Raw genomic sequence first — 24,247 nt, 5'->3', positions numbered from 1 at the left:
ATCCCATGTTGATTGTGAACAACCCGACAGGCCTGTCCCATGAAATGCCCGAAGGCCATCCGGAACGGATCGCCCGGTTAGAGACTGTTTTCGCAGTTCTGTCCGACATCAAGGCTGATCGTATCGAGGCGCCTTTGGGCACCGAGGCGGACATCGCGCTTTGCCACCCACAGGAATACATAGATGCGATGCGCGATGCGATGCCGACCGCAGGCATGGTGCAGATCGATGCCGATACCAGCGCTTCGCCGGGCACCTGGGAGGCCGCTTTACGCGGGGTCGGCGGATGTGTCCACGCGGTGGATGCGGTGCTGAATGGCCAGGTGAAGCGCGCGTTTGTGGCGACCCGCCCGCCAGGCCACCACGCCGAAAAAAGCCGTGCGATGGGCTTTTGCCTGTTCGGGAATATCGCCATCGCGGCCCGTCACGCATTAGAACGGCATGGGCTGAGCCGCGTCGCTGTCGTTGATTTCGACGTGCATCACGGCAACGGAACACAGGATCTGCTCTGGGACGAGCCGCGCGCGCTTTTTGTCTCATCCCATCAGATGCCGCTTTATCCCGGATCGGGGGCGCCGGGGGAACGCGGCGGCAGTGACAATATCCTGAACATTCCGTTGCCCCCCGGCTCAGATGGGCAGGCGATGCGATCCCGCTATGAAAGCGTCGTTTTCCCGCGCCTCCGCGAATTCGCACCCGAACTGATCCTGATCTCCGCCGGGTTCGATGCTCATGCACGTGACCCTCTCGCCAATCTTCTTTGGGAGGCCGAGGATTTTGCATGGGTGACCCGAGAATTGGTCAAGATCGCCGAGGAATTGTGCGACGGTCGCGTGGTCTCGACACTGGAAGGCGGCTATGATCTGCAAGGGTTGGGCGACGGTGTTGCCGCCCATGTGGCGGAATTGGCCGACGGGCAGGAGGGGATATGAGCGACAAACCCATTGAAGAGATGAGCTTCGAAGACGCGATCCGAGAGTTGGAGCAGGTGGTCGGCCAATTGGACCGCGGCGATGTGGCTTTGGAAGATTCCATCAAGCTATATGAACGCGGCGCCGCGCTAAAGGCGCGCTGCGAAGCCAAGCTGAAAGAGGCCGAAGAAAAGGTCGCTCAGATCACTTTGGACGCGAACGGCCAGCCAACCGGCGCCACGCCGACCGAGGGTCTGTAGACCTTGTTCAAGACGGCTCTAACCGGCGCACAGAGCCGGATTTCGATCTTTCTAGACATGGAAATGACCCGGTTGGGTGACGATACGATTGCCCAGGGCATGCGCTACGCCATCGATGGCGGCAAGCGGCTACGCGGGTTTTTGGCCCTGGAATGCGCCGCCCTGTTCGATGTGCCAACGGACCAGGCAGTTTACGCGGCAGGTGCGGTGGAGTGTCTCCATGCCTACAGCCTCGTCCATGATGACTTGCCCTGCATGGACGACGACGATCTGCGGCGCGGGCAGCCCACCGTTCATATGAAATGGGACGAGGCCAGCGCTGTGTTGGTGGGCGATGCTTTGCAAAGCTTCGCATTTGAACTGCTCAGCCGACCCGCCGCGGGCACCGCCGACCAACGCATCGCCCTGGTGGCAAGTTTGGCGCGAGCCTCCGGTGCGCAGGGGATGGTTCTGGGCCAAGCCCAAGATATTGCCGCTGAAACCGCAACGAAGCCCCTGAACCTGGTGCAGATCACCGAGCTTCAGGCAAACAAAACCGGGCGCCTGATCGAATGGCCTGCCCGTGCCGGTGCAATCTTGGGCGAGGCTGACCCGCTGCCGCTGCGGGCCTATGCGCAGGCCATCGGACTCGCCTTTCAGATTGCCGACGACGTGCTGGATGTCGAAGGTGATGCCGTGACCGCCGGAAAGGCGTTGCGTAAGGATGCCGAGGCGGGCAAAGCCACTTTCGTATCGCTGCTGGGTCTGGCCAAGGCGAAGGCCCGCGCCAAGGATTTGGTCAACGAGGCCTGCGAGGCCCTTGCCCCCTACGGCGAAAAGGCGCAGACCCTTCGCGATCTGGCGCATTACATAATTATGCGTGACAAGTAGAGACGAAAGGCGAGCCAGATGAGCGAGCGCCCAAACACTCCCCTGCTGGACCGTATCCATTCGCCGAATGATCTTAACGGATTAGGCGATTCCGATCTCAGTACTCTGGCCGACGAATTGCGCGCTGAGATGATTTGGACCGTCAGCCAAACGGGCGGACATTTCGGAGCAGGTCTTGGTGTGGTGGAGTTGACGGTGGCCCTCCATGCGGTCTTCGATACCCCGCGAGACAAGTTGATTTGGGATGTGTCGCATCAATGCTATCCCCATAAAATCCTGACTGGACGGCGGGAGCGTATGCTGACGATCCGCCAGAAGGAGGGTCTGAGCGGGTTCACCAAGCGCAGCGAGTCGCCGTTTGACCCCTTTGGCGCCGCGCATTCTTCGACAAGTATTTCAGCCGCTTTGGGGTTTGCCGTTGCACGCGATCTGGGCGGGGATTGTGACACCGGCCATGGCGACGCGATTGCGGTAATCGGTGACGGGGCCATGTCGGGCGGCATGGCGTTTGAAGCAATGAACAATGCGGGCCATCTGGGCAAGCGATTGATTGTGATCCTGAACGACAATGAGATGTCAATTGCCCCGCCCACGGGTGCGATGTCGTCCTACCTGTCGCGGCTTTATGCCGGCGCGCCGTTCCAGGAGTTCAAGGCGGCAGCGAAGGGGGCCGTGTCGCTTTTGCCGCCACCTTTTCAGGAAGGTGCGCGGCGCGCGAAAGAGATCCTGAAATCCGCGACGGTCGGCGGCACGATGTTTGAAGAGCTTGGGTTTTCTTATGTCGGGCCGATTGATGGGCACGATATGGACAGCCTCCTATCGGTCCTGCGCACCGTTAAAACGCGCGCCGATGGGCCGATCCTGATCCACGCGATCACGCAGAAGGGCAAAGGCTACGCTGAACACAAACCTGATCGCGGCCACGCCACGGCGAAGTTCGACATCGCGACAGGGAAACAAAAAAAGGCGCCGTCCAATGCGCCAAGCTATACCAAGGTGTTTGCTCAAAGCCTGATCGCCGAGGCTACGGATGATCCAAAGGTTGTCGCTGTGACCGCCGCGATGCCTGACGGGACGGGGCTGGACCTGTTTGCCGAGCGGTTCCCGAGCCGCTGTTTCGATGTGGGCATCGCCGAACAGCACGCGGTGACGTTTTGCGCTGGGATGGCCGCCGGAGGGTTGAAACCCTTCGCCGCGATCTATTCGACCTTCCTGCAGCGTGGCTATGATCAGGTGGTACATGATGTAGCGATCCAACGGCTTCCGGTGCGGTTCGCAATTGATCGTGCGGGGCTTGTCGGCGCCGATGGTTGCACCCATGCGGGCAGCTATGACATCGGATATCTGACGAATCTGCCCGGTTTCGTGGTGATGGCCGCTGCCGATGAGGCGGAACTGCGCCATATGGTTCGCACCGCTCTAGAGATTGAAGATCGCCCCAGCGCATTTCGGTTCCCGCGTGGCGAAGGTGTTGGCGTCGATATGCCCGACCGCGGTACGGCGCTTGAAATCGGCAGGGGTCGGATGATTGCTGAGGGGTCGCGCGTCGCCCTGCTTAGCTTCGGGGCGCGGTTGAAAGAGGTGCAGGATGCGGCCGAGGCGCTGTCTCAGCGCGGGATCAGCCCAACGATCGCCGATGCACGCTTTGCCAAACCTCTGGATGAAGAGCTAATCCTGCAGTTGGCCCGGCACCACGAAGCGCTCATCACGGTCGAAGAGGGGGCTGTGGGCGGCTTCGGCTCTCATGTCGCGCAGTTATTGGCGGAGAACGGCATTTTCGATACCGGGCTGAGATACCGTTCAATGGTCTTACCCGATATCTTCATCGATCAGGCCTCGCCCCGCGACATGTATGCTGTGGCGGGGATGAATGCCGAAGACATCGAGGCGAAAGTGCTGGAAACCCTGGGTGTCGAGATGCTGAGCCAGCGGGCTTGAGGCATCGCTAGGATCGCTACGAACTTAGCGTTTCTCCAACCGCTCTTCGATAGCCTTCAAACGATCCAAAACCTCGTCGCGATACTTATCGGTCGCAGCGTTTGACTCTTCGGCGTGGGCGTCCTGCATCGAATTGACCACAAGACCGACGATCAGGTTCACCACCGCAAAGGTCGTCACCATGATGAACGGCACGAAGAACATCCAGGCGTAGGGATAGACCTCAAGCACAGGCCGGACGATGCCCATGGACCACGATTCCAATGTCATGATCTGGAACAAGGAATAGAGTGACCGGCCGATAGATCCGAACCATTCCGCGAAATCCGCCGCCTGATCCGGGGTGCAAGCCGGGCAATCGCCACCGAACAATTTCGTCGCCATCACTGCGCCGATATAGAAGATGATCGACATAAGCAGAAACACCGACCCCATGCCTGGAAGCGCCGAGAGCAGCCCCTCGACCACCCGGCGAAGCGATGGAACGGAAGACACCACGCGCAATACGCGCAGGATCCGCAATGCCCGAAGAACGCTCAGCCCTTGTCCGGCAGGGACCAAAGCAATGCCGACGATGATGAAGTCGAAGATGTTCCATCCCGACCGGAAAAAGCGTGGGCCAAGCGCAAACAGCTTAAGCGCCAGTTCGACGATGAACACACCTAGGCAGATGGTATCGAGCATCAGGATCGTGGGGCCGAACTGCGCCATGATGGGTTGTGACGTCTCAAGACCCAGAATGACTGCGTTGAAGATAATCACCGCGATAATCGCGTTGCGCACGCGCGGTTGATCAAGCCAAACGGCCAGTTTTTGGCGGAAATCAGGGGCGGTATCGGTGCTCATCAGGATCCCTCGGGGCGATTACGCTCCGATATGGCGGAGCGTCAGTTGCGCGGCAAGTTCCACATGGGGGCTCCATCGGAATTGATCCACCGGCTGCACCCAATCCAGCACATATCCGCCCTTGATCAGAATGGCGGTATCGCGTGCGAAGGTGACCGGGTTGCACGACACCATGGCGATGCGCGGCACGGGGGCCTTGGCAATCTCGTGCATCTGCGCTTCAGCGCCTGCGCGGGGCGGGTCGATGGTGAGACCATCGAATTTTCCAAGCTCATCTGGCAGGAGCGGGCGGCGGAACAGGTCGCGGGTTTCCGTGGTCACTAGTTTCAGCCCGGGCGTGTGGTTTACCGCCTCTTGCAGCGAGGCGATCAGGTCAGTCGCGCCTTCGACAGCATGGACCGGGACGTTTTGCGCCAAAGGCAATGCAAAGGTGCCCAAGCCGCAGAACAAATCGGCGATGCGCGTGCTGTCGGCCATCGCCTCCTGCACGGCGGTTTGCAACGCAGCTTCACCATCGGCGGTCGCTTGCAGGAACGCGCCAGGGGGCGGGCTGACTTTAGCGGGGCCAATGCTCAGATACGGTGTGCCATCTGCAAAGACGGGCTCATCCGCCCAGGACAGTCGCGCGAAAGTGCCGGCAAATTGCGGCAGGGCAGCGCGCAACGGTCCATCTAGCGGTTTGCCGCCATCAACGCGCAGATCGATCCCAGTTTCGGTCAAAGTCATCGCAAAGCTCAGCGTCGCTGACCGAGATGCGCCGAGACGGGTGATCTGTTCCAGCGCTGACAAGGTCCGCAGCAATAGATCTTCCAACAAAAAACAGTCTCTAATCGGCACAATTGTGTCAGATTTATGGGCATGGAAGCCAACTAGCGCGCCTTTCTTCGTGCGCGTTCCCGACAGCGTCGCGCGGCGACGTGTGCGGGCGGAAGAGGTTTGGATCGGGCGGATCTCGCTCTCGATCCCATGGGCGGTCAACGCCTTGGCGACACTCTCGGTTTTCCAGTCGGCGACAAATGGATCGGAGGCGTGCATCAAAGAACACCCGCCGCAGGCTCTGTAATGCGGGCATGGCGGTGTCACTCTGTCTGATGATGGCGTGACGATGCGTGGGTCGGCGATGCGATCACCGATGCGATCGCCCCTAATCAATTCACCCGGCAATGTCAGCGACGCATAAATCGGACCTTCGGCAATGCCGTCACCGTGATGCCCCAGTCTTTGGATCGTGCACTCAACCATGGGGAACTGCCGGAGAAAATGCGTAGCCTTCCGGTGACAAGATCGTCGCCTCCCGCAAGCCATGGGGTTTGTCCGCGGGCCGCTCGATGACCATATGCCCAAAGGTTTCAGCCTTGGCCACGGCGGCATCTGGATCAATCCCACACAAGTAGAATTGCGCGCCGCCGCCGCGCGGTGGGTTTTCCGGGATCAACTGTAACAATGGGTTTGTGTGATAGGTTCCATCCGCATGAAGCTGAAACAGGGCTTTCCCGCGCTGAATGATTGCAAAATCTTCGGACAGGCGATGGGCAGCAAGACCGAACGTATTCGTCAGAAACGCGGCCAGGGTGCGGACATCGCGGGTCAGTATATTGATGCCGATCCCGGTCAAGTGGCGTCCGAAATCATCGGCAGAAACGGTTTCAAAATCCATAGGGCGAGGATTGGCGAGTTTGGCGGGCAGGGGCAAGGGCCTCGGTCACGCGCGCGATCGAACTTGGTCACCTCAGTGTCGCGAGGTATTCGCGTACCTGATTGGGAGTTTGCAAATGGTGGACCGCCACATCGGATCCGGCTTTTGTCATCCACCGCAGATTGATCTCGCGGTTCTTATGCCGCGTGTCCCAGATCCATTTCCAAAACTCTGCATCGAATTGCTCAGGGCACCCTTCGGGCAGGTCTGGGCGCGACCTGCCTTTGTGGGTTAGCGTGCGTTTGGCGACGCGCCAGATGCGAAGCCAGAATGGGAAGTCGAGGTTGATAAGCGTATCGCAGCGCGACAGCCGATGTTCCTTGGTTGCGCCGAGCCCACCCTCAAAAATCCACTCGTCGCGATTTTGCACCTCCATCGCCAGATTAATCTTCTCGGGTTTTGGGCGCTCCACCCAACCGGGCATCCAGTGGATTTGATCCATGTGATAGACGGGTAGCCCTGTTTTCTCGCCCAAACGGCGCGCAAGGGTCGATTTGCCGCTGCCCGGCTGTCCAATGATCATCACGCGTTTCATTCTGCGGCTTCAACGTCGTCAACGCCGATAAAACCGCCAGATTGGCGCGTCCAATACCGGGCATAGAGCCCATTTTGCGCCAGAAGATCGTCGTGGGTGCCGTCTTCAACGATGCGCCCCTGATCAAGCACGATGATCCTGTCCATCTCGGATAACGTGGATAGACGATGGGCAATGGCGATTACGGTTTTGCCCTCCATCACACGGGTCAGAGTATCCTGGATCGCCGCCTCTACCTCGCTGTCGAGCGCGCTGGTCGCTTCATCGAGAACAAGAACCGGCGCATCCTTGAGGAAGGCGCGCGCCAGTGCGATCCGCTGTCGTTGCCCGCCGGACAGCTTGACGCCCCGTTCACCCAAGAAGGCATCGTAGCCCGTGCGGCCTTTGAAATCCTCCAGCTCAAGAATGAAATCATGGGCCTCAGCCCGTTCGGCGGCGGCCATCACCTCAGCCTCGGACGCGTCTGGGCGACCGTAGAGGATGTTGTCGCGTGCCGTGCGATTGAACATCGCGGTCTCTTGCGTGACCATGGCAATCTGTTTGCGCAGACTATCTTGGGTGATGTCGCGTAGGTTGGTGTCATCGATTAGAATTCGACCCTGTTCTGCATCATAGAGCCGCATCAATAGCGCCACGAGCGTGCTTTTCCCGGCACCCGAAGCACCCACAACTCCTACCTTTTGCCCAGGCTTGACCACAAGGTTGATGCCATCCACGCCGCCAGCGCGTTGCCCATAGGCGAAGCTGACATTGTCGAATGTCAGCGCTCCCGCGGCTGCGGGAAGCGCGCCCGCATCAGGGCTGTCGACCAGCCCATGGGGCGGTGTCAGCGTGCGCATGCCATCTTCAAGCTCGCCCACATGGGAATAGACCGCCATCAAGGTGAAGCTGACCCAACCCGTCATCTGCGACAGGCGCATCGAGATCGCGCCGACCGTTGCGATATCGCCGGGCGTGGCCAAACCGTTGCGCCATAGCATGACGGTGCTCAGCACCAGAACCACCGGCAACAGCCCCGCGATCGACATCAGCACGAAGCGGAACATCGTCGAAAGGTAGCCGAAGGCCAGCGCCGTCTCGCGAAACTTAGCCATCGCGCCGAGCGCGGCGGTGTCTTCATGATCGGTATGTCCGAACAGCTTTACAGTCTTGATGTTGGTATAGGTATCGACCACCTGACCCGTCACATTGGCCCGTGCGGCAGCGCGCGCCTTGGATCGTTGCCGGATGCGCGGCAAATACCAGCGCAGTAGCAGCGCATAGAGCCCACACCACAGGATCAGGGCCGCTGAGACCCGCCAATCGATAAACGCCAAAAGCGCAACGGTGCCCAATACGGTCACAACGGCGTAAGCGGCGGCGTTAATGGTCTCTTGCACAATGCTGACCAAGCCGCCGGTCGCTTGGATCTGTTTCTGCGCCAAGCGGCCAGCAAAATCGTTGTCAAAGAACGTGATGTCATGGCCCAGGGTCCAGCGATGCAGTCGCGATTGGATCAGGGGTGCCAGATTTGGGGGCAGGACGATGCCGGTAAACGCCGCCGACATCCCAAAGACGAATGGGCGGATCAGGATATAGAAGAGGATATAGCCGATGATCAGCGGCGCGTTCTGCGTCAGGTAATCGGTCACACCGGTGGTCGTGGCGCTGTCGATCACCGCACCCAAAAGCCAGGCCGAGAAGACCTCCATCAAGCCGGCCAGGCCCGACAGCGCTCCGGCCAACAGGATCATGGGCCACGTCCCGCTGAGGCACCATTTAATGAAGGCCCAAAGTGTCCGAGGCGGCGCGCCATCGGCAGGTTGAAATGGTGCGACCAGGTCGCCCAGCCAAGCCCCGACCCGTGAGAGGATGTTCATTCCGCCACCTCCTCTGTCCCGATGAAGCCGCCCGATTGGCGCGCCCAGAAACTGGCATATAGTCCGCCCTGCGCGAGAAGCGCGTGGTGGGGACCGTCTTCGACGATACAGCCCTGATCCAAGACAACGATCCGGTCCATGCGGGCAATGGTCGACAATCGATGCGCGATGGCGATCACCGTCTTGCCCTCCATCACCCCATAGAGCGTTTCCTGGATCTGCGCCTCCACCTCGCTGTCGAGCGCGCTTGTCGCCTCATCCAACACCAGGATCGGCGCGTCTTTCAGGATGACACGGGCCAGCGTGACCCGCTGTCTCTGACCGCCGCTAAGCTTCACGCCTCTTTCGCCCACATGGGCGTCGTAGCCGGTACGGCCCTGCGGATCTTCGAGGCCGAGAATGAAGTCATGCGCTTCGGCTCGCTTGGCAGCGGCGATCATCTGAGTTTCGCTCGCATCAGGCGCGCCATACAGAATGTTATCGCTAACTGACCGATGCAGAAGCGAGCTATCCTGTTGCACCATCCCGATCACATGGCGCAGGCTGTTTTGCTGAACGGTCGAAATGTCCTGTCCGTCGATCAGAATATGACCCTGTTCGGCGTCATAGAACCTGAGCAATAGCTTCACGAGGGTCGACTTTCCCGCGCCGGACCGCCCCACCAACCCCACCTTTTCGCCGGGTTTGATTGTCATGGAAACAGTATCCAAGCCGCCACTCTCGCGCCCGTAATGGTGCGAGAGCGCATCGAAGCGGATTTCGCCATCTGCAAAGCTCAAGACAGGCGCGTTCGGATCGTCTGTCAGGTCAACGGGTGCGGTGATCGTTTCCATTCCTTCGGCGACGACGCCCAATTCGCGGAAGAAGGTCGATAGCGCCCACATGATCCAGCCGGTCATGGCGTTCAGCCGCAGGGTTAATGCGGTGGCTGCCGCGACCGCCCCAACCGAAGCTGCGCCCTGCGCCCAAAGCATCACAGCCCAGCCCACCACGGCCACGATCAGGAACCCGTTCAGGGTGACCAGCATCACGTCCATTGAGGTGAAAATCCGCATTTCGCGCGCAATGGTGGCACGCGTGGCCTCAACACCCTCTTTGGCATAGGCAAGTTCTTTGTCGTGATGCGCAAAGAGCTTTACGGAATGGATATTGGTGTAGCTATCCACGATCCGCCCGGTCAGCGCCGAACGAGCATCGGAGGCGGCTTTTGATGCGGGCCCTACGCGCCGCATCGTCCAGCGCAAAAGCATGGCGTAGAGCGCAAACCATACCAGCAACGGCAACAACAGGCGCGCATCGGCCTCTGCTAGCATGATTGCGGCGCCGATCAGGTAGGCGAGCGCAAACGTGATCGCATCGAAAAACTGAAAGATGACCTCTCCAGCAGAGCGGGGGGTCTGCATGATCCGGTTCGCGATACGGCCCGCAAAATCGTTTTCGAAAAAGCCCACGGATTGGCGCAGCACTTGTTTATGCGCGCGCCAACGCACCAGGGCGCCGAATTGCGGCAGGATGGCATTGTTCAGCAGTGCGACGTCAAAGGCCTGAAAAGCGGGCCGGATCAGTAGGATAAAGGCCGCCGCAAGGATAAATTCCAGCCCATACTCGGCCATTACACTCGCCGGATCGCCCGCCAAAAGATCCACAACGCGACCCATATACCAGATCAGCCCGATCTCGACCGCAGCCACCACCAGCGACATGAACGCGGTTAAAGCAAACAGGCCCTTGAAAGGCTGCGAATAGCCCCAAAGGAATGGCCAGACTCGGCGAGGGGGGCGATCCTGTTGGGCATGAGCCACGTAAGGATCGACCAGATTTTCAAATTTGCGAAACATGACATTACCCGTGTCAGGCCGGGTGTATAATCCGATTAGGTCAGAAAGACCATGATGGCCGATGCCGCGAGCGCAAGCGCCATGATCCGCGCAAAGACACGCCACGCCTCGGGGGTGGTCAGAAGCAAGGCCAGCAGGCTGCCTGCAACGGTCCAGAACAGGCAAACGCCAAGATTTGTGGTTGCAAAGGTCAGGCCCAGCCGCGCGGCCTCACCCATCGGCGATAAGCCGCCGGGAAAGCCCGATGCGGCAGCGATCGCGACGGCCCAAACTTTGGGATTCACCCACTGAAACAGCATTGCGCGCGGAATGCCCCAAGGCGCATCCCCCGTCTCACGCGCGCCGGTCGCTGAGGATTGCCAAAGGCCCCAGCCCATCCAAAGAATCCAACCCGCCGCGATTAGCTTCAGCGCAAATTCGAGACCGGGCATGCTGTGCAACACAGCCCCCACACCCAACCCGGTCAGCCCGGCGGTGATACCCACACCTAAAACGATGCCAATCACGTGTGGTAATGAGCGTACAAACCCAAACCTTGCGCCGGAATTGGTGATCAAGATCACATTCGGTCCCGGCGTGATAAGGCCCACGAATACAAAGACAAACAAAGGATCAAACATAAGACGCCAACCCCAATCCCGGAGGCGTGCCGCTGTCAATACTCCTCTTCCAGTGGCTCCAAATACCCAAACCAACGGTGCCGTCAGAAACCGGCGTTTGATCAGAGGCAAAGCAGAGGATCCTGGGCGCAACCCCGCGCCGACAGCGCCGAAGGCGACGGCGCGCTACCTCCAACGGATGCGCGATTGCTGTGCAATCGTCGCTCCGGCGTGAGAGCCCGGGTTACAGCGCGTGCAGCAATGCGTCTTTCGTCAGCGTGAAACCAGAGGCGATCCACCGCGCCTCCAGTGTTTTGAGCGCCTTGCCAAGTGCAGGACCGCTATAGATCAACAACAGATCTGCCGCTTTCACAGGAAACACCGCGTCTGCGCCGATCGCCGCCGCATCAAGATCTTCTTGAGACGCTGGCCGCCCGTCAACCAGACCGCGCAGGCTTAGGATATCGCGGGCGGCGTCAAACCCATAGTTATAGCCAAGCTCACCTGCGCTGCTCGTCTTACCCATCTCAGAGCGGTAGAGCGCCAGCAGCGTCGCCTCGGCCTTTGAAAGACGCAAGCGCTCTGCCGCATCCTCCCCACCCATGGCCGCCAGGCGACGCATCGCATTTGGTGCTATATCGCCTTCAATCCCGGTCAGCCAGATCAGCATCTTCGCTTCGGCGCCGGGTAGGATCGCAGACAAAACCCCCGACTGATCCATCGCAGCCACAGCGCAAGCAGGATCGGGCGCGGTCAACAATTTGCGCGTTTCGGCTCCCACGCGTTCGCGTGATAGCTGTGCCAATCCGTCCAGCCCCGCGGCACAGGCCGCAAGGCCTTCCGCATCGATGCCGCCATCGACGGGCGCATACCACGCAAAAAACCGAAAGAAGCGCAGGATGCGCAGATAATCTTCGGCTATGCGTTCCGATGGATCACCGATGAAGCGCAGATGCCGCGCCGCGAGGTCGGCGATACCGGTGCCATTTGGATCGATCACCGTGCCATCTCTGGTGGCATAAAGCGCATTCATCGTGAAATCGCGGCGGGCCGCATCTTCTTCCAGCCGGTCGGAAAAGGCGACCTGCGCATGGCGTCCATCGGTGTCTATGTCGCGGCGCAGGGTGGTAATCTCAAACGGGCGACCTGCCGCGATCAGGGTCACGGTGCCGTGGTCGATCCCGGTGGGAATGGCGCGCAATCCCGCCGTCTTGGCACGTGCTATCACATCGGCAGGCCGTGCATCGGTGCAGATGTCGATGTCCTCAACCGGACGTTCCAGAAGGCCGTCGCGCACGCAGCCACCGACAAACCACGCGCCGCAACCGTCCAGCGCATCGAACACGGCCTGTGTACCGGGTTCGGTCAGCCAAGGGGCCTCAAGCCGCATCGGAATGCCGGTCAGCGAGTGATTTCAGCATCCGCGCCGTCGCTCCCCAAATGTAGTAGGGTCCGTAAGGCACGGTATAATAATGTCGTCGGGATCCGCGCCAGCGACGGCTTTCCACATTGTATTGTGTCGGGTCCAACAAGATGCGCAGCGGCACGCGAAACACCTCGGCTACTTCACCGGGCTCGGGCACGATATCGAATTCGCGTGAGATCTGTGCCAGGATCGGCGTGGCGTTGTAGCCCGTCACCGTCTCATGCGGAGGCAATTCTGCAAGAACTGAGACATTGTCGGGATCAAGCCCGATTTCCTCATGTGCCTCGCGCAAGGCCGCCTCGACCGGTGTTTCGCCCGCATCCAGTTTACCGCCTGGAAAGGCGATTTGACCCGGATGATGCTTCAGGGTCGAGGCGCGTTTGGTCAGCACCACCTGATCATTCAACACACCGATCAGCACCGCGGCCGGGCGCAAGACCCGGCCTTCGGCCAAGACCACACCCGGGTTCAGGTCATAATCCGACGAGGGCCGCACCGGAGCTTGGTCCAACGCGGCCCTCAAAGTGTTGAGATCACAGGGGCGTCCCATCCGCATCTTTCTTGGCTTCGAATCCAAGGGTATGAGGGTCGAAATCGTAATGTGCGCCGCAGAATTGGCAATCAGCGGTCACCCGACCCTCATCCGTCGTCATATGGGCGATGTCCTTGGCCGAATAGATCGACAGGCTCTGGCGCACCCGATCCTCGGAACAAGTGCAGCCAAAGCCCACGGGCTGGGCATCGAACACGCGCGGTTGATCTTCATGGAACAGCCGGATCAACAACTCGGTGGGAGCAACATGCGGCCCGATCAGCTCCATGGCGTCGACCGTATCAAGCAAGATGTTGGCACGGTTCCACGCCTCACCCATTTCGCCATCCATCAGATCTTCGGCCTGCAACAACCCGTCTTCGCCGGTGCCACCGCCCGAGGCTTCAAGCGAGGATTCGGGCATGACTTGCAGCATGACGCCGCCCGCCCGCCACGACATATCGTGCCCGGGTTCCTGCGCCCGCCCATACGAGAGCGCAAACCGCGTCGGCAGCTGCTCGGATTGCGCGAAATACGCCTCAGCACACGCGCTCAGTGATCCGCCGGCGAGGGGGGTGATGCCCTGATAGGGTGTCATATCGGGACCTTGATCGATCAAGATCGCAAAATACCCCTTGCCGATCTGATCAAACGCTGCAGTGTCTTCGTTTAGACGGTCGGCGTCAAAACTGGCATAAGCCCGGATGCGCGCAGGTTCACCTTCGGCCTCCGGGGCCAAGAAATCGGTGGCGATCAAACGGATCGGCCCGTCCGAGCGGACTTGCAGCGAAAGCTTCCAGCGCAGTTTGATCGTCTGCCCGATCAATGCGGTCAGCAATGCCATCTCGGCCACCACCGACTCAACCGGGGCAGGGTAGTCGTGCTGGCTTAGGATCTGGTCCAGCGTGGTATCCAGCCGCGCGACCCGCCCGCGAATATCGGACTGATCAAGCTGAAACGGCAAAACAGTGTCATCCCACGCGATTTTCGCGGTCAGGGTCATCTGAGGCCCCCTTTCATCATTTCGGAAGTCTGGTCCCATATAGGCGGGGTTGCCGCAACACCAAACCCGATCACGCCGCAGTTCCGTCTTGCATAGGGCGCATGGGCTTGGAACATGGATGGCAAAGGAAGAACGATGAAGATCCTATTCGTGCATCAGAATTTTCCCGGCCAATACCGGGAATTGTTCACCTGGCTGCGGCAGCAGGGCGGACACAACCTGGTGTTTCTGACCCAGCGCAAAGATGTGCCGCCGATGCAAGGCGCGCGGATCGTGACCTATGCGCCGCATCATAAGCCCGCGAAGGAGGCCTATGCCCTCACGCAATATTGGGAAGAATGCGCGGGCAACGGATATGGTGCTGCGATGGCGGCGCAAAAGTTGAGGGGTGAAGGCTTCGTCCCCGATATTATCCTCGGCCATGTCGGGTGGGGAGAGCTAACATTTCTCAAGCAAGTCTGGAGCGATGTGCCGATCCTCGGATATTTTGAATACTTCTTCCTGGCCAAGGGCGGCAGTGTCGGGTTCGATCCCGAATTCCCCGCAAGCGCCCATGCGCCCTTCACTATGCACGCGCGCAATGCGGTGAATTTCGCCAATATCCAGACCGTGGATCTGGGCCATTCCCCAACGGCTTGGCAGGCGGCCACCTTTCCGGGAAGCTTCCAGCAAAAGCTCTATGTCAAACATGACGGCATTCGCACCGATCTTCTGCGCCCCGATCCCGACGCGGCTGTGCCTCTGGGTCGCTTGGGCCGGGCTGTCACGCGCCAGGATGAGATATTCACTTATATGGCCCGCAATATGGAGCCCACACGCGGCTTCCACGTCTTTATGCGCGCTCTGCCCCATATCCTAGAGGCACGGCCCAATGCGCGGGCATTGATCATTGGTGGCAATGACGTCTCTTATGGGAAGAAGTCCGGTGCCAATGGCGGCTACCGCGCCGAGATGGAGCGTGAGGTGGGCGATCATGTGGATTGGTCGCGCGTCCATTTCCTGGGTCGGGTGCCCTATGCCGATTATCAACGCATCATTCAACTCAGCCGGTGCCATATTTATCTGACAGTGCCCTTTGTCCTGTCATGGTCACTGCTCGAGGCGATGGCGATGGAGGCAACGATTGTCGCCTCGGATGTGGGCCCGGTGCGTGAGGTGATTGAACATGGCAAGACTGGCCTGCTGACGGATTTCTTTGATCCTGAGGCTTTGGCCGCCAAGGTGTCCGATGTCCTGGCGCGGCCTGGCACTTATGCGCATCTGGGACCTGCGGCGCGTCGCCATGTGGTTGCGCAATACGATTTTCAGACCGAGTGTCTGCCGGAACACCTGCATCAGATGAACGCCATGGTGGATGTGCCGCTGCGGATCAAAGTAGGAGAGTAGCGATGTCAGAGGTGCAGTGCACAGCATTGGTGACCGGTGCGGCCGGATTCATTGGCTATCACCTCAGCAAACGGCTTCTGGATGACGGCTGGCGCGTGGTCGGTATTGATGCACTGACCGACTATTATGATGTCGCCCTGAAAGAACGGCGCCAGGCGATGCTGTTGCAGAGCGCAGGGTATAGTGCGGTTACGGATCGGATCGAACGGCCCGAAGCCCTACATAATCTGTTTGACACGCACCGTCCTGACGCGGTCATTCATCTCGCTGCGCAGGCGGGCGTCCGGTATTCGATTGAGAACCCGGAAAGCTATGTGGAGGCGAACCTGGTCGGCACCTTTCGTCTGCTAGAAGCGATGCGAGCCTTTCCGCCAGCGCACTCTCTTCTCGCCAGTACATCATCAGCTTACGGTGCCAATACCCAGATGCCCTATGCGGAGACAATGAAAGCCGACACGCAGATGTCATTCTATGCGGCGACCAAAAAAGCCAATGAGGCGATGGCCCATAGCTACGCGCATCTCTACAATCTGCCGACGACGATGTTCCGCTTCTTCACGGTCTACGGGCCTTGGGGACGGCCTGATATGGCCTTGTTCAAATTCACCAAGGCGATTTTCGATGGCCAACCCATCGACGTTTACAATCACGGCGATATGCGGCGCGACTTCACCTTTATCAGCGATCTTGTCGATGGGATCGTGCGGCTGATCGATGTGCCGCCTGGTGATATCCCGGTCGAGGGCGATAGCCTCAGCCCCGTCGCCCCGCATCGGATCGTCAATATCGGCAACTCGCAATCCGTACAATTGTTGGACTTTGTCGAAGCCATCGAGGCCGCGACCGGGCGCGTTGCCCAGAAGACCTTCTTGGACATGCAGCCGGGCGATGTTCCCGCGACGTGGGCGGATGCCAGCCTTCTACACCGGCTGACAGGCTACACGCCATCCACCGATATCCAGACCGGCGTCGCCGCGTTCGTGGAGTGGTATCGGGATTACTACAGAATCTGACGCCGAGGCGCTGTGGCGCGCGACTCGCCTCCGACCGCCATTTGTTTCAGTTTTTTAGGTTATGTTCACGGGCCGTCGACCCGATCACACGGGCCCGTGTGCTTTGCGCGCCTGCTCGCCGATAATGTGCATTTATGCACGTATATTACATTATTCTCCCGGTTACGTGTATTGATAGAGAGCGACCATTCCCCCATTTTCCAATTGTCGCCGGGGCAAACAACGCACCGGCCAAAGACACAAACAAACCCTTGGCTCAGATGCCAGACACATTCGGAAAGAGGACTAAACCAATGAAACGTATCGCATTTATCGCCGCTGTTGCCGCCACTGTTGCCGCACCTGCTTTCGCCGCCCAGACGGAAGAAGACGGTCGCAGCATCTTCGCGCCAGCCTTCCCCGCTGTTGAATCGGTTGAAGCACCGACCCCGACACTGGCCACCCGTGGCGCAGATCAGTCGATCGAACAAGTCAGCGGCCTGCTGATCTTTGACGCCAGCGAAGACGACTAAGTCAAACACCACACATTATTCGAAAGGACCAAATTCATGAAACGTATCGCCCTTATCGCCGCCGTTGCCGCCACTGTTGCCGCACCTGCTTTCGCCGCCCAGACGGAAGAAGACGGTCGCAGCATCTTCGCGCCAGCCTTCCCTGCCGTTGAATCGGTTGAAGCACCGACCCCGACGCTGGCCACCCGTGGCGCCGATCAGTCGGTCCAGCAAGTCAGCGGCCTGCTGATCTTCGATGCGAGCGAAGATGACTGATACTTCCCTCCTCTATGATGAAAAAGGGCGCCCTTAGGGACGCCCTTTTTTGTATGCGACAAGGCGCGGACAATCATCTGAGCCATCGCGTTGAAGACTGGCATTCTGCCGTCTACCTCCATCATCTTCATCCAGGCTTTTTCGGGTCCTCACGGGCTCACAGACGCATTTCACACTGACGTGCAGACCGTGCGCCGTTGAAAAAAATATGTGCGAATATGCACCAATATCACTCGTTTATATCGGTTACGTGTTTTGAAAGAGAGCAGGAACCTCCCCATATTCATAGTGTCACCGGGACGAAGAGCCCAATGACAGGACACAAACTTCCCCGGCATTCCCCCATGCCGCACACATTCGAAAGGACCATTCTAATGACCCGTATCGCTCTTATCATCGCTGTTGCCGCTGCACTGACTGCCCCGATCGCTGCACAGGCCCAGTCGACCACCGCCGGTGCAACCGACGTCACCGTATCAACCAACGGTTCCGCAGGCAGCAACACCTCGTCCCTTCTGATTTTCCACGCAAGCGAAGACGACTAAAGCCATCACTCTTCGGAACGCAAAAGGGCGCCCAGTGGGCGCCCTTTTTATATCAGATGTTTTGATCGGCTACGCGAGAGAGCGTTCGACCTCTTCGCGCTCGAAGATCTCGATCACATCGTCCGGACGGATGTCGTCGTAGTTCTCGAACGCCATCCCGCATTCCTGGCCGGATTGCACTTCTTTGACCTCGTCCTTGAAGCGCTTGAGCGTTTTCAAAGTGCCCTCGTGGATCACCACATCGTCGCGCAGCAGACGGACACCGGCGGATCGGCGCGCGACACCCTCGGTCACCAGGCAGCCAGCAACCGTGCCGACGCCGGAAACGCGGAAGGTTTCCTTGATCGTAGCGTAGCCAATGAAGTTTTCGCGGATCTCTGCGCCCAAAAGGCCCGACGCAGCCGCTTTCACATCATCCACCAGATCGTAGATCACCGAATAATACCGGATCTCGACACCCTTCTGGTTTGCGGCATTCCGAGCGGGCGCATTGGCCCGCACGTTGAAGCCGATAACTGGCGTCCCCGACGCTTCGGCCAGGCCAATGTCCGACTCGGTGATCGCGCCCACACCGTAGTGGATCACGCGCACGCGCACCTCGTCATTGCCAAGCTTTTCGAGCGCTTGGACAATCGCCTCGGCCGAACCCTGCACGTCGGCTTTCACCACGATGGGCAATTCGGCAACGTTTTCGTCGGCTTTGGCCTTGGCCAGCAATTGGTCCAGCGTGGCGGCGGCACCGGCAGCAGCGCGTTTATCCTTGGCGGCATTCTCGCGATATTCCGCGATCTCGCGTGCTTGCGCTTCGGTATCGACGACGTTCAAGACATCCCCAGCCTCTGGCGTGCCGTTGAGGCCAAGAACCTCGACCGGCACTGATGGCCCGGCCTCTTTCACGCGATCACCCTGGTCGTTGACCAAGGCGCGGACTTTACCCCATTGCTCACCCACGACGAAGATATCGCCTTGTTTCAGCGTGCCTTTTTCAACAAGCACAGTTGCGACGGGGCCGCGGCCCACATCAAGCTGCGCCTCGATCACCGCACCTTGTGCCGCGCGGTTCGGGTTGGCCTTCAGCTCTAGCAATTCGGCCTGCAGCGCGATTGCCTCCAGCAATTCGGGCAGCCCGTCGCCTGTCATGGCGGAGACTTCGACATCCTGGACATCGCCGGACATCTTTTCGACGATCACCTCGTGCTGCAGCAGGTCGGTGCGCACCTTGTCGGGGTTCGCCGCAGGGCGGTCGATCTTGTTGATCGCCACGATCATCGGCACCTCGGCGGCCTTGGCGTGGTTAATCGCCTCGACCGTCTGCGGCATAACGGCATCATCTGCCGCAACGACCAGGACCACAATATCGGTAACCTGTGCGCCCCGCGCTCGCATGGAGGTAAAGGCCGCGTGGCCCGGCGTGTCCAGGAAGGACAGGACCGCACCGCTTTCGGTCGTCACCTGATAGGCCCCGATATGCTGCGTGATACCGCCCGCCTCGCCAGAGACCACATTGGCCTGGCGAATACGGTCCAGAAGCGAGGTCTTGCCATGATCGACATGGCCCATGATCGTGATGACCGGCGGACGTGCCTGCAGATCCTCCGAGTTGTCTTCAACGCTATCGATTACGTCTTCGACGTCGGCATCCGACACACGCTGAACGCGGTGGCCGAATTCCTCGACGATCAATTCGGCAGTGTCCGCGTCAATCACTTGGTTCTGTGTCACCATCATGCCGTTATTCATCAGAGCCTTCACCACATCGGCGACCTTCTCGGTCATCCGGTTGGCAAGTTCCGATACGACGATGGTTTCCGGCACCTGCACGTCGCGCGTGACCTTTTCACGGTCAACTGGGCCACCCATGGCCTTCTGACGCTGACGTTCCTGCTTGCGCTTCATCGCGGCGAGCGAGCGTTGCCGCCCACCTTCGCCACCGGCCAAAGCTTGGTTGACGGTCAGCTTGCCAGCGCGGCGTCCGCCACCGTCATTGCCGCGGCCACGATTGTCGCGTTTGTTGTCACGCTCAGGCTCACGCCGTGCAGGCGCAGCCTTACCACCACCGCGCGGGCCGCCGGCAGCCGCTGCACCGGCCGCCGCACCAGCAGCGGGTGCGGGGGTTGCAGCGGCTGCCGGCGGCGCATTACGGCGCGCCTCTTCCTCGGCTTTTCGACGCTGATCTTCCTCGGCCTTGGCCTTCAGCGCTTCTTCGCGTTCACGCTCTTCGCGCTCTTTAGCTTCGGCTTCGGCGCGGCGGCGCGCGCGTTCTTCTTCACGCTCTCGCTCGGCCTTGGCGCGTTCTTCCTGTTCCTCGGCCTCACGGGCTTTGGCAGCCTGAAGGGCCTTCAGGCGACGCTCCATCTCGGCGTCGGGCACCGACTTGTCACGCTTGCCCCCTTCGGCAGCCGCAGCCGCAGCGGTAGGTGCACCCGGCTTGGGCACCATCACGCGCTTGCGTTTGGTCTCTACCACCACAGATTTGGTGCGTCCGCGCGAAAAGCTTTGGTTCACGCGGCCCGACCGGGCCCCACCCGAGAGCCCAAGGGGTTTTTTTCCGTCCTGATCGCTCATGCGTTCCGTCTGTCCTTCCCGGTGGTCGTCCCACCGTCTGCAATGCGCAGTCCCTGGAGTTTCGCGGCCCCCTCTACAACACGGGGGGCGAGTCCACCAGCGGCAAGCGCGCCATGTATCACACTTTGGCGTCCGAATGCCAAACCCAATTCCTGGCCTGTCAGAACGCTAAAATACCGAGCCCCTTCCGGGGTCCAGAGTTTCGATTTTCCCCGCTCAGATCCATCGCTGGCCTGAAGCAGGACGCCGACCTTTTTAGTGGCCAGCCAATCCTTCACCTTTTCAAATCCCGCGACCGCGTCTCCGGCCTTGCGGCTCAATGCAATCAAATCGGTCACGCGCCGCGCCAAGGCCGCTTCGACCCGGTCCACCAAATCCGCGGGCACGGCCACCTGTTGTTTGGCAGCCCGCGAGAACAGGTTTTTTGTCACCGCCAGCTCAAGTGCCGATCTATCGGCGCTGACCCAGAGGCCGCGACCCGGCAGGCGCTCCAATACATCCGGCGCGATCTGACCGTCGGGGGCGACCACAAACCGGATCAAACCCCGCTTCGGCGTCACCTCACCGGTGGCGATGCACTTGCGCTCGGGCCCGTCGGAGCGGTCCTTATGTCGGCCACCGCGGCTCATGGGCGCGCGCCGGGCAAGAGGGCGTTAGCCCTCCGCCGTCTCCTCGGCCACTTCCGCATCGCCAGCCTCGGCTGCGGCTTGCGCCTCCAACTCTTCGATGGTCACCCATCCCAATTGCAGCCGTGCGGTCATCACCATGTTCTGGGCTTCCTCAAGCGACACATCAAAAGGCTCCAATAGCCCCTCATCCTTCACACGTTCGCCGTCGACAGTGGTCCAGCCCCCGGCCAATTCCCAATCGGCACAAGTGGCGAAATCCTCCAGCGTTTTCACGCCGTCTTCGCCAAGGGCTACAAGCATTTGGGGCGTCAGGCCTTCAAAGTCAACAAGGCTGTCTTCAACGCCCATCTCCTTCGCCTTTTCTAGCGCCAGTTTATTCTGTGCCTCAAGGTAGTCGCGGGCGCGTGCCTGAAGCTCATTCGCAGTGTCTTCATCGACGCCATCGATCACCAGAAGCTCGTCCACCTCGACATAGGCGACCTCTTCCAACGCGGTGAAGCCCTCGGCGACCAGAAGCTGGGCGAAGAATTCATCCAGATCCAGGGTATCCATGAACAGCTTCGTGCGCTCTTCGAATTCGGCCTGGCGACGCTTGGATTCTTCTTCCTCGGTCAGGATGTCGATATCCAGGTTGGTCAATTGCGAGGCCAAGCGCACATTTTGACCGCGGCGGCCGATAGCAAGACTAAGTTGTTCATCCGGCACGACAACCTCGATACGCTCGGCATCTTCATCCAGAACAACCTTCGTCACCTCGGCAGGCTGAAGCGCGTTGACCAGGAAGGTCGGCGCATCTTCGTTCCACGGGATGATGTCGATCTTTTCGCCCTGAAGTTCATTCACAACGGCCTGCACGCGGCTGCCGCGCATCCCCACACAGGCACCGACGGGATCGATGCCGCTGTCGTAGGAAATCACCGCGATCTTGGCGCGGCTGCCCGGGTCGCGGGCGACGGCTTTGATCTCGATGATGCCATCATAGATCTCAGGCACTTCCATCTTAAACAATTCCGCCATGAATTCCGGCGCGGTGCGCGACAGGAAGATCTGGTGACCGCGATTCTCACGCCGCACATCCTTGATATAGCAGCGGATACGGTCGCCGTTGCGATAGGCTTCGCGTCCGATCTTTTCGTTGCGGCGCAGTTGCGCTTCGCCCGCGCCCACATCGACGATGACGTTGCCATATTCCTCGCGCTTGACGGTACCGTTGATTATCTGACCAACGCGATCCTTGAATTCCGCATATTGCCGGTCACGCTCGGCCTCGCGGACCTTCTGCAAGATCACCTGCTTGGCGGATTGTGCCGCGATCCGGCCCATTTCCACGGGCGGCACTTCGTCCGCGATCAGATCGCCCAGCTCGGGCGTGACGCTTTGATCGATGCCTTCGGTCAGCATCCGGTCGGTCTCGGTCGGTGCACGCAGCACAAAGCGGCGCACATCGCGGGTTTCCACCAGCTCACCTTCTTCATCGTAGATCGGTGATTTCGCGCTGAAGACAACAACGTTCGGGCGATCACCCTTCACCAAAGCCACCGCATCATCGGGCAGCATCTCGGCCTTGTCGTTTTCCAGCATCTCCGGGTCGGTCACGGTGCGCACTCGGGTAAAGGTGGCGCGGCCTGTCTTGCGGTCGATGGACACGCGGATATCCAGCTCGGACCCGTAGCGCGATTTTGCGGCACGGGCGAGCGATTCTTCCATCGCTTCGACGACCAGACCGGGGTCGATCATCTTTTCGCGCGCCACCGCCTCGGCGGTTTGCAGCAATTCCAGCTGGTTGGCTGATGTGATGGCCATTGGCTTAGTCCTCCGCCTTCGAGGGCTCTTCCTCGATCTCGTCAAATTGGGTTTCGTCGATGATGCCTGCCGCCTTGCGCTGCTTGAGCATCTCTTTGATCAGGTCGTCGGTCAGGACAAGCTTCGCGTCGCTGAGCCAATCGAAATGCAGGCCCACGGTCTGAACCTCGCCGTTCACGTCGAGGTTCAGCAAAACGTCGTCACCTTCGATGCCCGCCAGCACGCCTTTGAAGCGGCGGCGGCCATCGATCATTTCCGTGGTTTCCAGCTTGGCCTCGTAGCCTTCGAATGTATCAAAATCCTTGAGCCGCGTCAGCGGTCTGTCGATGCCGGGGCTGGAGACTTCCAGCGCATAGGCATCTTCCAAAGGGTCTTCGACATCAAGCACCACGGAGATCGCATTGGAAATCTCGGCGCAATCGTCGACCTCGATGCCGCCCTCGGGGCGTTCCGCCATGACTTGAAGCGTGTTGGTCTTGCCGCCCATGACGCGGATGCGCACGACTTCGAAGCCGAGATTTTCAATCACGGGAACCAGGATTTCAGCCATCCTGCGGTCGATAGAAGTCTTGGCGATCAGATCGGACATCATGTGTAGCAGTGCATAGAAACAAAAAAACGGGCCGTGCGGCCCGTTGAATTTCCGGTGGTGTCAGGTTGCCCCAACGCCGCTGTTAACGCGGATATAGGGGGAATCGTCCTGGGGTGCAAGTGACGGTCTTTCGGCGCCTAAGCTATCATCCGCAATAGGCGCGTGTGATGATACCGTTCCCGTCGGTGGCCAGGTTCAACCGGTTGGGGTTGTATTCTTGGGTGACAATCGTGTCGGGCCCGATCACGCGGGCGCCTCCGACCACCGGAACATCCTCGGCGCTATGGCCCACGTAGTGCTGCGCGAGGGTCGCGCCGCAATCTGTACCAACGACGGGCAAAGGCTGCCCGCCTGTGGCAGCGGGTGGATAGACGCCATTGATGTAACCGGGATTGACGCCCCCGATCCCGGCATCGCCGAAATTGTAGTTGGGATAGACCTGTGCACTGGCAATGGCCGGGGTTAGCGACAGCAAAAGGATGATAAGGGTTTTGGATCGAAAGGTCATGGGGTCAACTCTGCTAATAAAACTGCGTCCTGGATGACTGACCGACGACTGAAATACTACTCAAGAGCTCGTAGGGTACGGGGAACCTGACCTCTGTCGCCCTGCATTCACGAAAGCTGCGGCACA

24 protein-coding genes are annotated in these 24,247 nt (G+C 59.8%); 9 read left to right on the top strand and 15 right to left on the bottom strand.

The annotated features are described in order from the left end of the window. The first annotated feature begins 5 nt into the window (after positions 1 to 5). Genes V8J82_RS08005 through dxs form a run of 4 tightly spaced genes read left to right on the top strand, consistent with a single transcriptional unit; the run spans position 6 to position 3,979 of the window. Positions 6 to 932, top strand: coding sequence for a histone deacetylase family protein (locus V8J82_RS08005; RefSeq protein WP_339973976.1), 927 nt, complete (start codon positions 6 to 8; stop codon positions 930 to 932). Continuing rightward, a complete protein-coding gene (locus tag V8J82_RS08000) occupies positions 929 to 1,171 on the top strand; it encodes an exodeoxyribonuclease VII small subunit (RefSeq protein ID WP_339973974.1) in 243 nt (80 codons plus the stop codon). The genes V8J82_RS08005 and V8J82_RS08000 overlap by 4 nt, the downstream gene beginning before the upstream one ends. Positions 1,172 to 1,228: 57 nt before the next feature. Further along, positions 1,229 to 2,041 carry a polyprenyl synthetase family protein gene (locus V8J82_RS07995; RefSeq protein ID WP_339974561.1) on the top strand — a complete coding sequence of 271 codons (813 nt, stop codon included), beginning with the start codon at positions 1,229 to 1,231 and terminating at the stop codon, positions 2,039 to 2,041. A gap of 18 nt (positions 2,042 to 2,059) precedes the next feature. Beyond that, the gene (gene dxs / locus V8J82_RS07990; protein ID WP_339973972.1) at positions 2,060 to 3,979 is read left to right on the top strand and encodes a 1-deoxy-D-xylulose-5-phosphate synthase; all 1,920 of its coding nucleotides are present in this window, start codon (positions 2,060 to 2,062) and stop codon (positions 3,977 to 3,979) included. A gap of 24 nt (positions 3,980 to 4,003) precedes the next feature. Here the strand turns inward: dxs and V8J82_RS07985 are convergent, their stop codons facing one another. The 10 genes from V8J82_RS07985 to hslO form a co-directional block, all read right to left on the bottom strand. Continuing rightward, positions 4,004 to 4,825: an ion transporter gene (locus tag V8J82_RS07985; RefSeq protein ID WP_339973970.1), complete on the bottom strand. Its 822-nt coding sequence runs from the start codon at positions 4,823 to 4,825 to the stop codon at positions 4,004 to 4,006. A gap of 18 nt (positions 4,826 to 4,843) precedes the next feature. Next, positions 4,844 to 6,067: a class I SAM-dependent RNA methyltransferase gene (locus V8J82_RS07980; protein WP_339973968.1), complete on the bottom strand. Its 1,224-nt coding sequence runs from the start codon at positions 6,065 to 6,067 to the stop codon at positions 4,844 to 4,846. After that, positions 6,060 to 6,482, bottom strand: coding sequence for a VOC family protein (locus V8J82_RS07975; protein ID WP_339973966.1), 423 nt, complete (start codon positions 6,480 to 6,482; stop codon positions 6,060 to 6,062). Before V8J82_RS07975 ends, V8J82_RS07980 begins: the two co-directional genes overlap by 8 nt. Positions 6,483 to 6,549: 67 nt before the next feature. Further along, positions 6,550 to 7,056 carry a P-loop NTPase family protein gene (locus V8J82_RS07970; RefSeq protein ID WP_339973964.1) on the bottom strand — a complete coding sequence of 169 codons (507 nt, stop codon included), beginning with the start codon at positions 7,054 to 7,056 and terminating at the stop codon, positions 6,550 to 6,552. Beyond that, positions 7,053 to 8,915, bottom strand: a complete 1,863-nt coding sequence (locus V8J82_RS07965; RefSeq protein WP_339973962.1) for an ABC transporter ATP-binding protein — start codon at positions 8,913 to 8,915, stop codon at positions 7,053 to 7,055. The genes V8J82_RS07970 and V8J82_RS07965 overlap by 4 nt, the downstream gene beginning before the upstream one ends. Further along, positions 8,912 to 10,753, bottom strand: a complete 1,842-nt coding sequence (locus tag V8J82_RS07960) for an ABC transporter ATP-binding protein (RefSeq protein ID WP_339973960.1) — start codon at positions 10,751 to 10,753, stop codon at positions 8,912 to 8,914. The genes V8J82_RS07965 and V8J82_RS07960 overlap by 4 nt, the downstream gene beginning before the upstream one ends. 35 nt (positions 10,754 to 10,788) lie before the next feature. Continuing rightward, complete coding sequence (locus V8J82_RS07955; RefSeq protein WP_339973958.1) at positions 10,789 to 11,373, bottom strand: LysE family translocator; 585 nt, start codon at positions 11,371 to 11,373, stop codon at positions 10,789 to 10,791. 223 nt (positions 11,374 to 11,596) lie between these two features. Further along, on the bottom strand, positions 11,597 to 12,742 hold the full coding sequence (locus V8J82_RS07950) for a CCA tRNA nucleotidyltransferase (RefSeq protein ID WP_339973956.1): 1,146 nt from the start codon (positions 12,740 to 12,742) through the stop codon (positions 11,597 to 11,599). Beyond that, the gene (locus tag V8J82_RS07945) at positions 12,732 to 13,328 is read right to left on the bottom strand and encodes an NUDIX hydrolase (RefSeq protein ID WP_339973954.1); all 597 of its coding nucleotides are present in this window, start codon (positions 13,326 to 13,328) and stop codon (positions 12,732 to 12,734) included. Before V8J82_RS07945 ends, V8J82_RS07950 begins: the two co-directional genes overlap by 11 nt. Continuing rightward, on the bottom strand, positions 13,312 to 14,313 hold the full coding sequence (gene hslO, locus V8J82_RS07940) for an Hsp33 family molecular chaperone HslO (protein ID WP_339973952.1): 1,002 nt from the start codon (positions 14,311 to 14,313) through the stop codon (positions 13,312 to 13,314). The genes V8J82_RS07945 and hslO overlap by 17 nt, the downstream gene beginning before the upstream one ends. 135 nt (positions 14,314 to 14,448) lie before the next feature. Between hslO and V8J82_RS07935 the strand changes: the two genes are divergently transcribed. The 5 genes from V8J82_RS07935 (at position 14,449) to V8J82_RS07915 (ending at position 18,024) form a co-directional block, all read left to right on the top strand. Further along, the gene (locus V8J82_RS07935) at positions 14,449 to 15,699 is read left to right on the top strand and encodes a glycosyltransferase family 4 protein (protein WP_339973950.1); all 1,251 of its coding nucleotides are present in this window, start codon (positions 14,449 to 14,451) and stop codon (positions 15,697 to 15,699) included. Between the two features lie 2 nt (positions 15,700 to 15,701). Further along, complete coding sequence (locus V8J82_RS07930) at positions 15,702 to 16,712, top strand: SDR family NAD(P)-dependent oxidoreductase (protein ID WP_339973948.1); 1,011 nt, start codon at positions 15,702 to 15,704, stop codon at positions 16,710 to 16,712. A 293-nt stretch (positions 16,713 to 17,005) separates the two neighbouring features. Further along, positions 17,006 to 17,224 (top strand): hypothetical protein, encoded by a 219-nt coding sequence (locus tag V8J82_RS07925; RefSeq protein WP_339973946.1) that lies wholly within the window; start codon positions 17,006 to 17,008, stop codon positions 17,222 to 17,224. Between the two features lie 36 nt (positions 17,225 to 17,260). Beyond that, positions 17,261 to 17,479: a hypothetical protein gene (locus V8J82_RS07920; protein WP_339973944.1), complete on the top strand. Its 219-nt coding sequence runs from the start codon at positions 17,261 to 17,263 to the stop codon at positions 17,477 to 17,479. A 374-nt stretch (positions 17,480 to 17,853) separates the two neighbouring features. Then, positions 17,854 to 18,024 (top strand): hypothetical protein, encoded by a 171-nt coding sequence (locus V8J82_RS07915; protein ID WP_339973942.1) that lies wholly within the window; start codon positions 17,854 to 17,856, stop codon positions 18,022 to 18,024. Positions 18,025 to 18,093: 69 nt separating this feature from the next. Here V8J82_RS07915 and infB read toward each other — a convergent pair whose 3' ends face one another. From infB to V8J82_RS07890, 5 genes are all read right to left on the bottom strand, one after another. Beyond that, positions 18,094 to 20,589: a translation initiation factor IF-2 gene (gene infB / locus V8J82_RS07910; protein ID WP_339973940.1), complete on the bottom strand. Its 2,496-nt coding sequence runs from the start codon at positions 20,587 to 20,589 to the stop codon at positions 18,094 to 18,096. After that, positions 20,586 to 21,218 (bottom strand): RNA-binding protein, encoded by a 633-nt coding sequence (locus V8J82_RS07905; protein ID WP_339973938.1) that lies wholly within the window; start codon positions 21,216 to 21,218, stop codon positions 20,586 to 20,588. Before V8J82_RS07905 ends, infB begins: the two co-directional genes overlap by 4 nt. Positions 21,219 to 21,242: 24 nt before the next feature. After that, positions 21,243 to 23,021 carry a transcription termination factor NusA gene (nusA, locus tag V8J82_RS07900; RefSeq protein ID WP_339973935.1) on the bottom strand — a complete coding sequence of 593 codons (1,779 nt, stop codon included), beginning with the start codon at positions 23,019 to 23,021 and terminating at the stop codon, positions 21,243 to 21,245. A gap of 4 nt (positions 23,022 to 23,025) precedes the next feature. Further along, the gene (rimP, locus tag V8J82_RS07895; protein ID WP_339973933.1) at positions 23,026 to 23,613 is read right to left on the bottom strand and encodes a ribosome maturation factor RimP; all 588 of its coding nucleotides are present in this window, start codon (positions 23,611 to 23,613) and stop codon (positions 23,026 to 23,028) included. A gap of 145 nt (positions 23,614 to 23,758) precedes the next feature. Beyond that, positions 23,759 to 24,121, bottom strand: coding sequence for an I78 family peptidase inhibitor (locus tag V8J82_RS07890; RefSeq protein ID WP_339973931.1), 363 nt, complete (start codon positions 24,119 to 24,121; stop codon positions 23,759 to 23,761). Between the last annotated feature and the right edge of the window lie 126 nt (positions 24,122 to 24,247).

The organism is Gymnodinialimonas mytili, assembly GCF_037544085.1.
GTDB lineage: Bacteria > Pseudomonadota > Alphaproteobacteria > Rhodobacterales > Rhodobacteraceae > Gymnodinialimonas > Gymnodinialimonas mytili.
This window is presented reverse-complemented; position numbering and strand designations above follow the sequence as displayed.

Excerpts from the sequence above, each read along its gene's own strand:
- V8J82_RS08005 (WP_339973976.1), top strand. The coding sequence starts at position 6 with ATGTTGATTGTGAACAACCCGACAGGCCTGTCCCATGAAATGCCCGAA.
- V8J82_RS08000 (WP_339973974.1), top strand. The coding sequence starts at position 929 with ATGAGCGACAAACCCATTGAAGAGATGAGCTTCGAAGACGCGATCCGA.
- V8J82_RS07995 (WP_339974561.1), top strand. The coding sequence starts at position 1,229 with ATGGAAATGACCCGGTTGGGTGACGATACGATTGCCCAGGGCATGCGC.
- dxs (WP_339973972.1), top strand. The coding sequence starts at position 2,060 with ATGAGCGAGCGCCCAAACACTCCCCTGCTGGACCGTATCCATTCGCCG.
- V8J82_RS07985 (WP_339973970.1), bottom strand. The coding sequence starts at position 4,825 with ATGAGCACCGATACCGCCCCTGATTTCCGCCAAAAACTGGCCGTTTGG.
- V8J82_RS07980 (WP_339973968.1), bottom strand. The coding sequence starts at position 6,067 with ATGGTTGAGTGCACGATCCAAAGACTGGGGCATCACGGTGACGGCATT.
- V8J82_RS07975 (WP_339973966.1), bottom strand. The coding sequence starts at position 6,482 with ATGGATTTTGAAACCGTTTCTGCCGATGATTTCGGACGCCACTTGACC.
- V8J82_RS07970 (WP_339973964.1), bottom strand. The coding sequence starts at position 7,056 with ATGAAACGCGTGATGATCATTGGACAGCCGGGCAGCGGCAAATCGACC.
- V8J82_RS07965 (WP_339973962.1), bottom strand. The coding sequence starts at position 8,915 with ATGAACATCCTCTCACGGGTCGGGGCTTGGCTGGGCGACCTGGTCGCA.
- V8J82_RS07960 (WP_339973960.1), bottom strand. The coding sequence starts at position 10,753 with ATGTTTCGCAAATTTGAAAATCTGGTCGATCCTTACGTGGCTCATGCC.
- V8J82_RS07955 (WP_339973958.1), bottom strand. The coding sequence starts at position 11,373 with ATGTTTGATCCTTTGTTTGTCTTTGTATTCGTGGGCCTTATCACGCCG.
- V8J82_RS07950 (WP_339973956.1), bottom strand. The coding sequence starts at position 12,742 with ATGCGGCTTGAGGCCCCTTGGCTGACCGAACCCGGTACACAGGCCGTG.
- V8J82_RS07945 (WP_339973954.1), bottom strand. The coding sequence starts at position 13,328 with ATGGGACGCCCCTGTGATCTCAACACTTTGAGGGCCGCGTTGGACCAA.
- hslO (WP_339973952.1), bottom strand. The coding sequence starts at position 14,313 with ATGACCCTGACCGCGAAAATCGCGTGGGATGACACTGTTTTGCCGTTT.
- V8J82_RS07935 (WP_339973950.1), top strand. The coding sequence starts at position 14,449 with ATGAAGATCCTATTCGTGCATCAGAATTTTCCCGGCCAATACCGGGAA.
- V8J82_RS07930 (WP_339973948.1), top strand. The coding sequence starts at position 15,702 with ATGTCAGAGGTGCAGTGCACAGCATTGGTGACCGGTGCGGCCGGATTC.
- V8J82_RS07925 (WP_339973946.1), top strand. The coding sequence starts at position 17,006 with ATGAAACGTATCGCATTTATCGCCGCTGTTGCCGCCACTGTTGCCGCA.
- V8J82_RS07920 (WP_339973944.1), top strand. The coding sequence starts at position 17,261 with ATGAAACGTATCGCCCTTATCGCCGCCGTTGCCGCCACTGTTGCCGCA.
- V8J82_RS07915 (WP_339973942.1), top strand. The coding sequence starts at position 17,854 with ATGACCCGTATCGCTCTTATCATCGCTGTTGCCGCTGCACTGACTGCC.
- infB (WP_339973940.1), bottom strand. The coding sequence starts at position 20,589 with ATGAGCGATCAGGACGGAAAAAAACCCCTTGGGCTCTCGGGTGGGGCC.
- V8J82_RS07905 (WP_339973938.1), bottom strand. The coding sequence starts at position 21,218 with ATGAGCCGCGGTGGCCGACATAAGGACCGCTCCGACGGGCCCGAGCGC.
- nusA (WP_339973935.1), bottom strand. The coding sequence starts at position 23,021 with ATGGCCATCACATCAGCCAACCAGCTGGAATTGCTGCAAACCGCCGAG.
- rimP (WP_339973933.1), bottom strand. The coding sequence starts at position 23,613 with ATGATGTCCGATCTGATCGCCAAGACTTCTATCGACCGCAGGATGGCT.
- V8J82_RS07890 (WP_339973931.1), bottom strand. The coding sequence starts at position 24,121 with ATGACCTTTCGATCCAAAACCCTTATCATCCTTTTGCTGTCGCTAACC.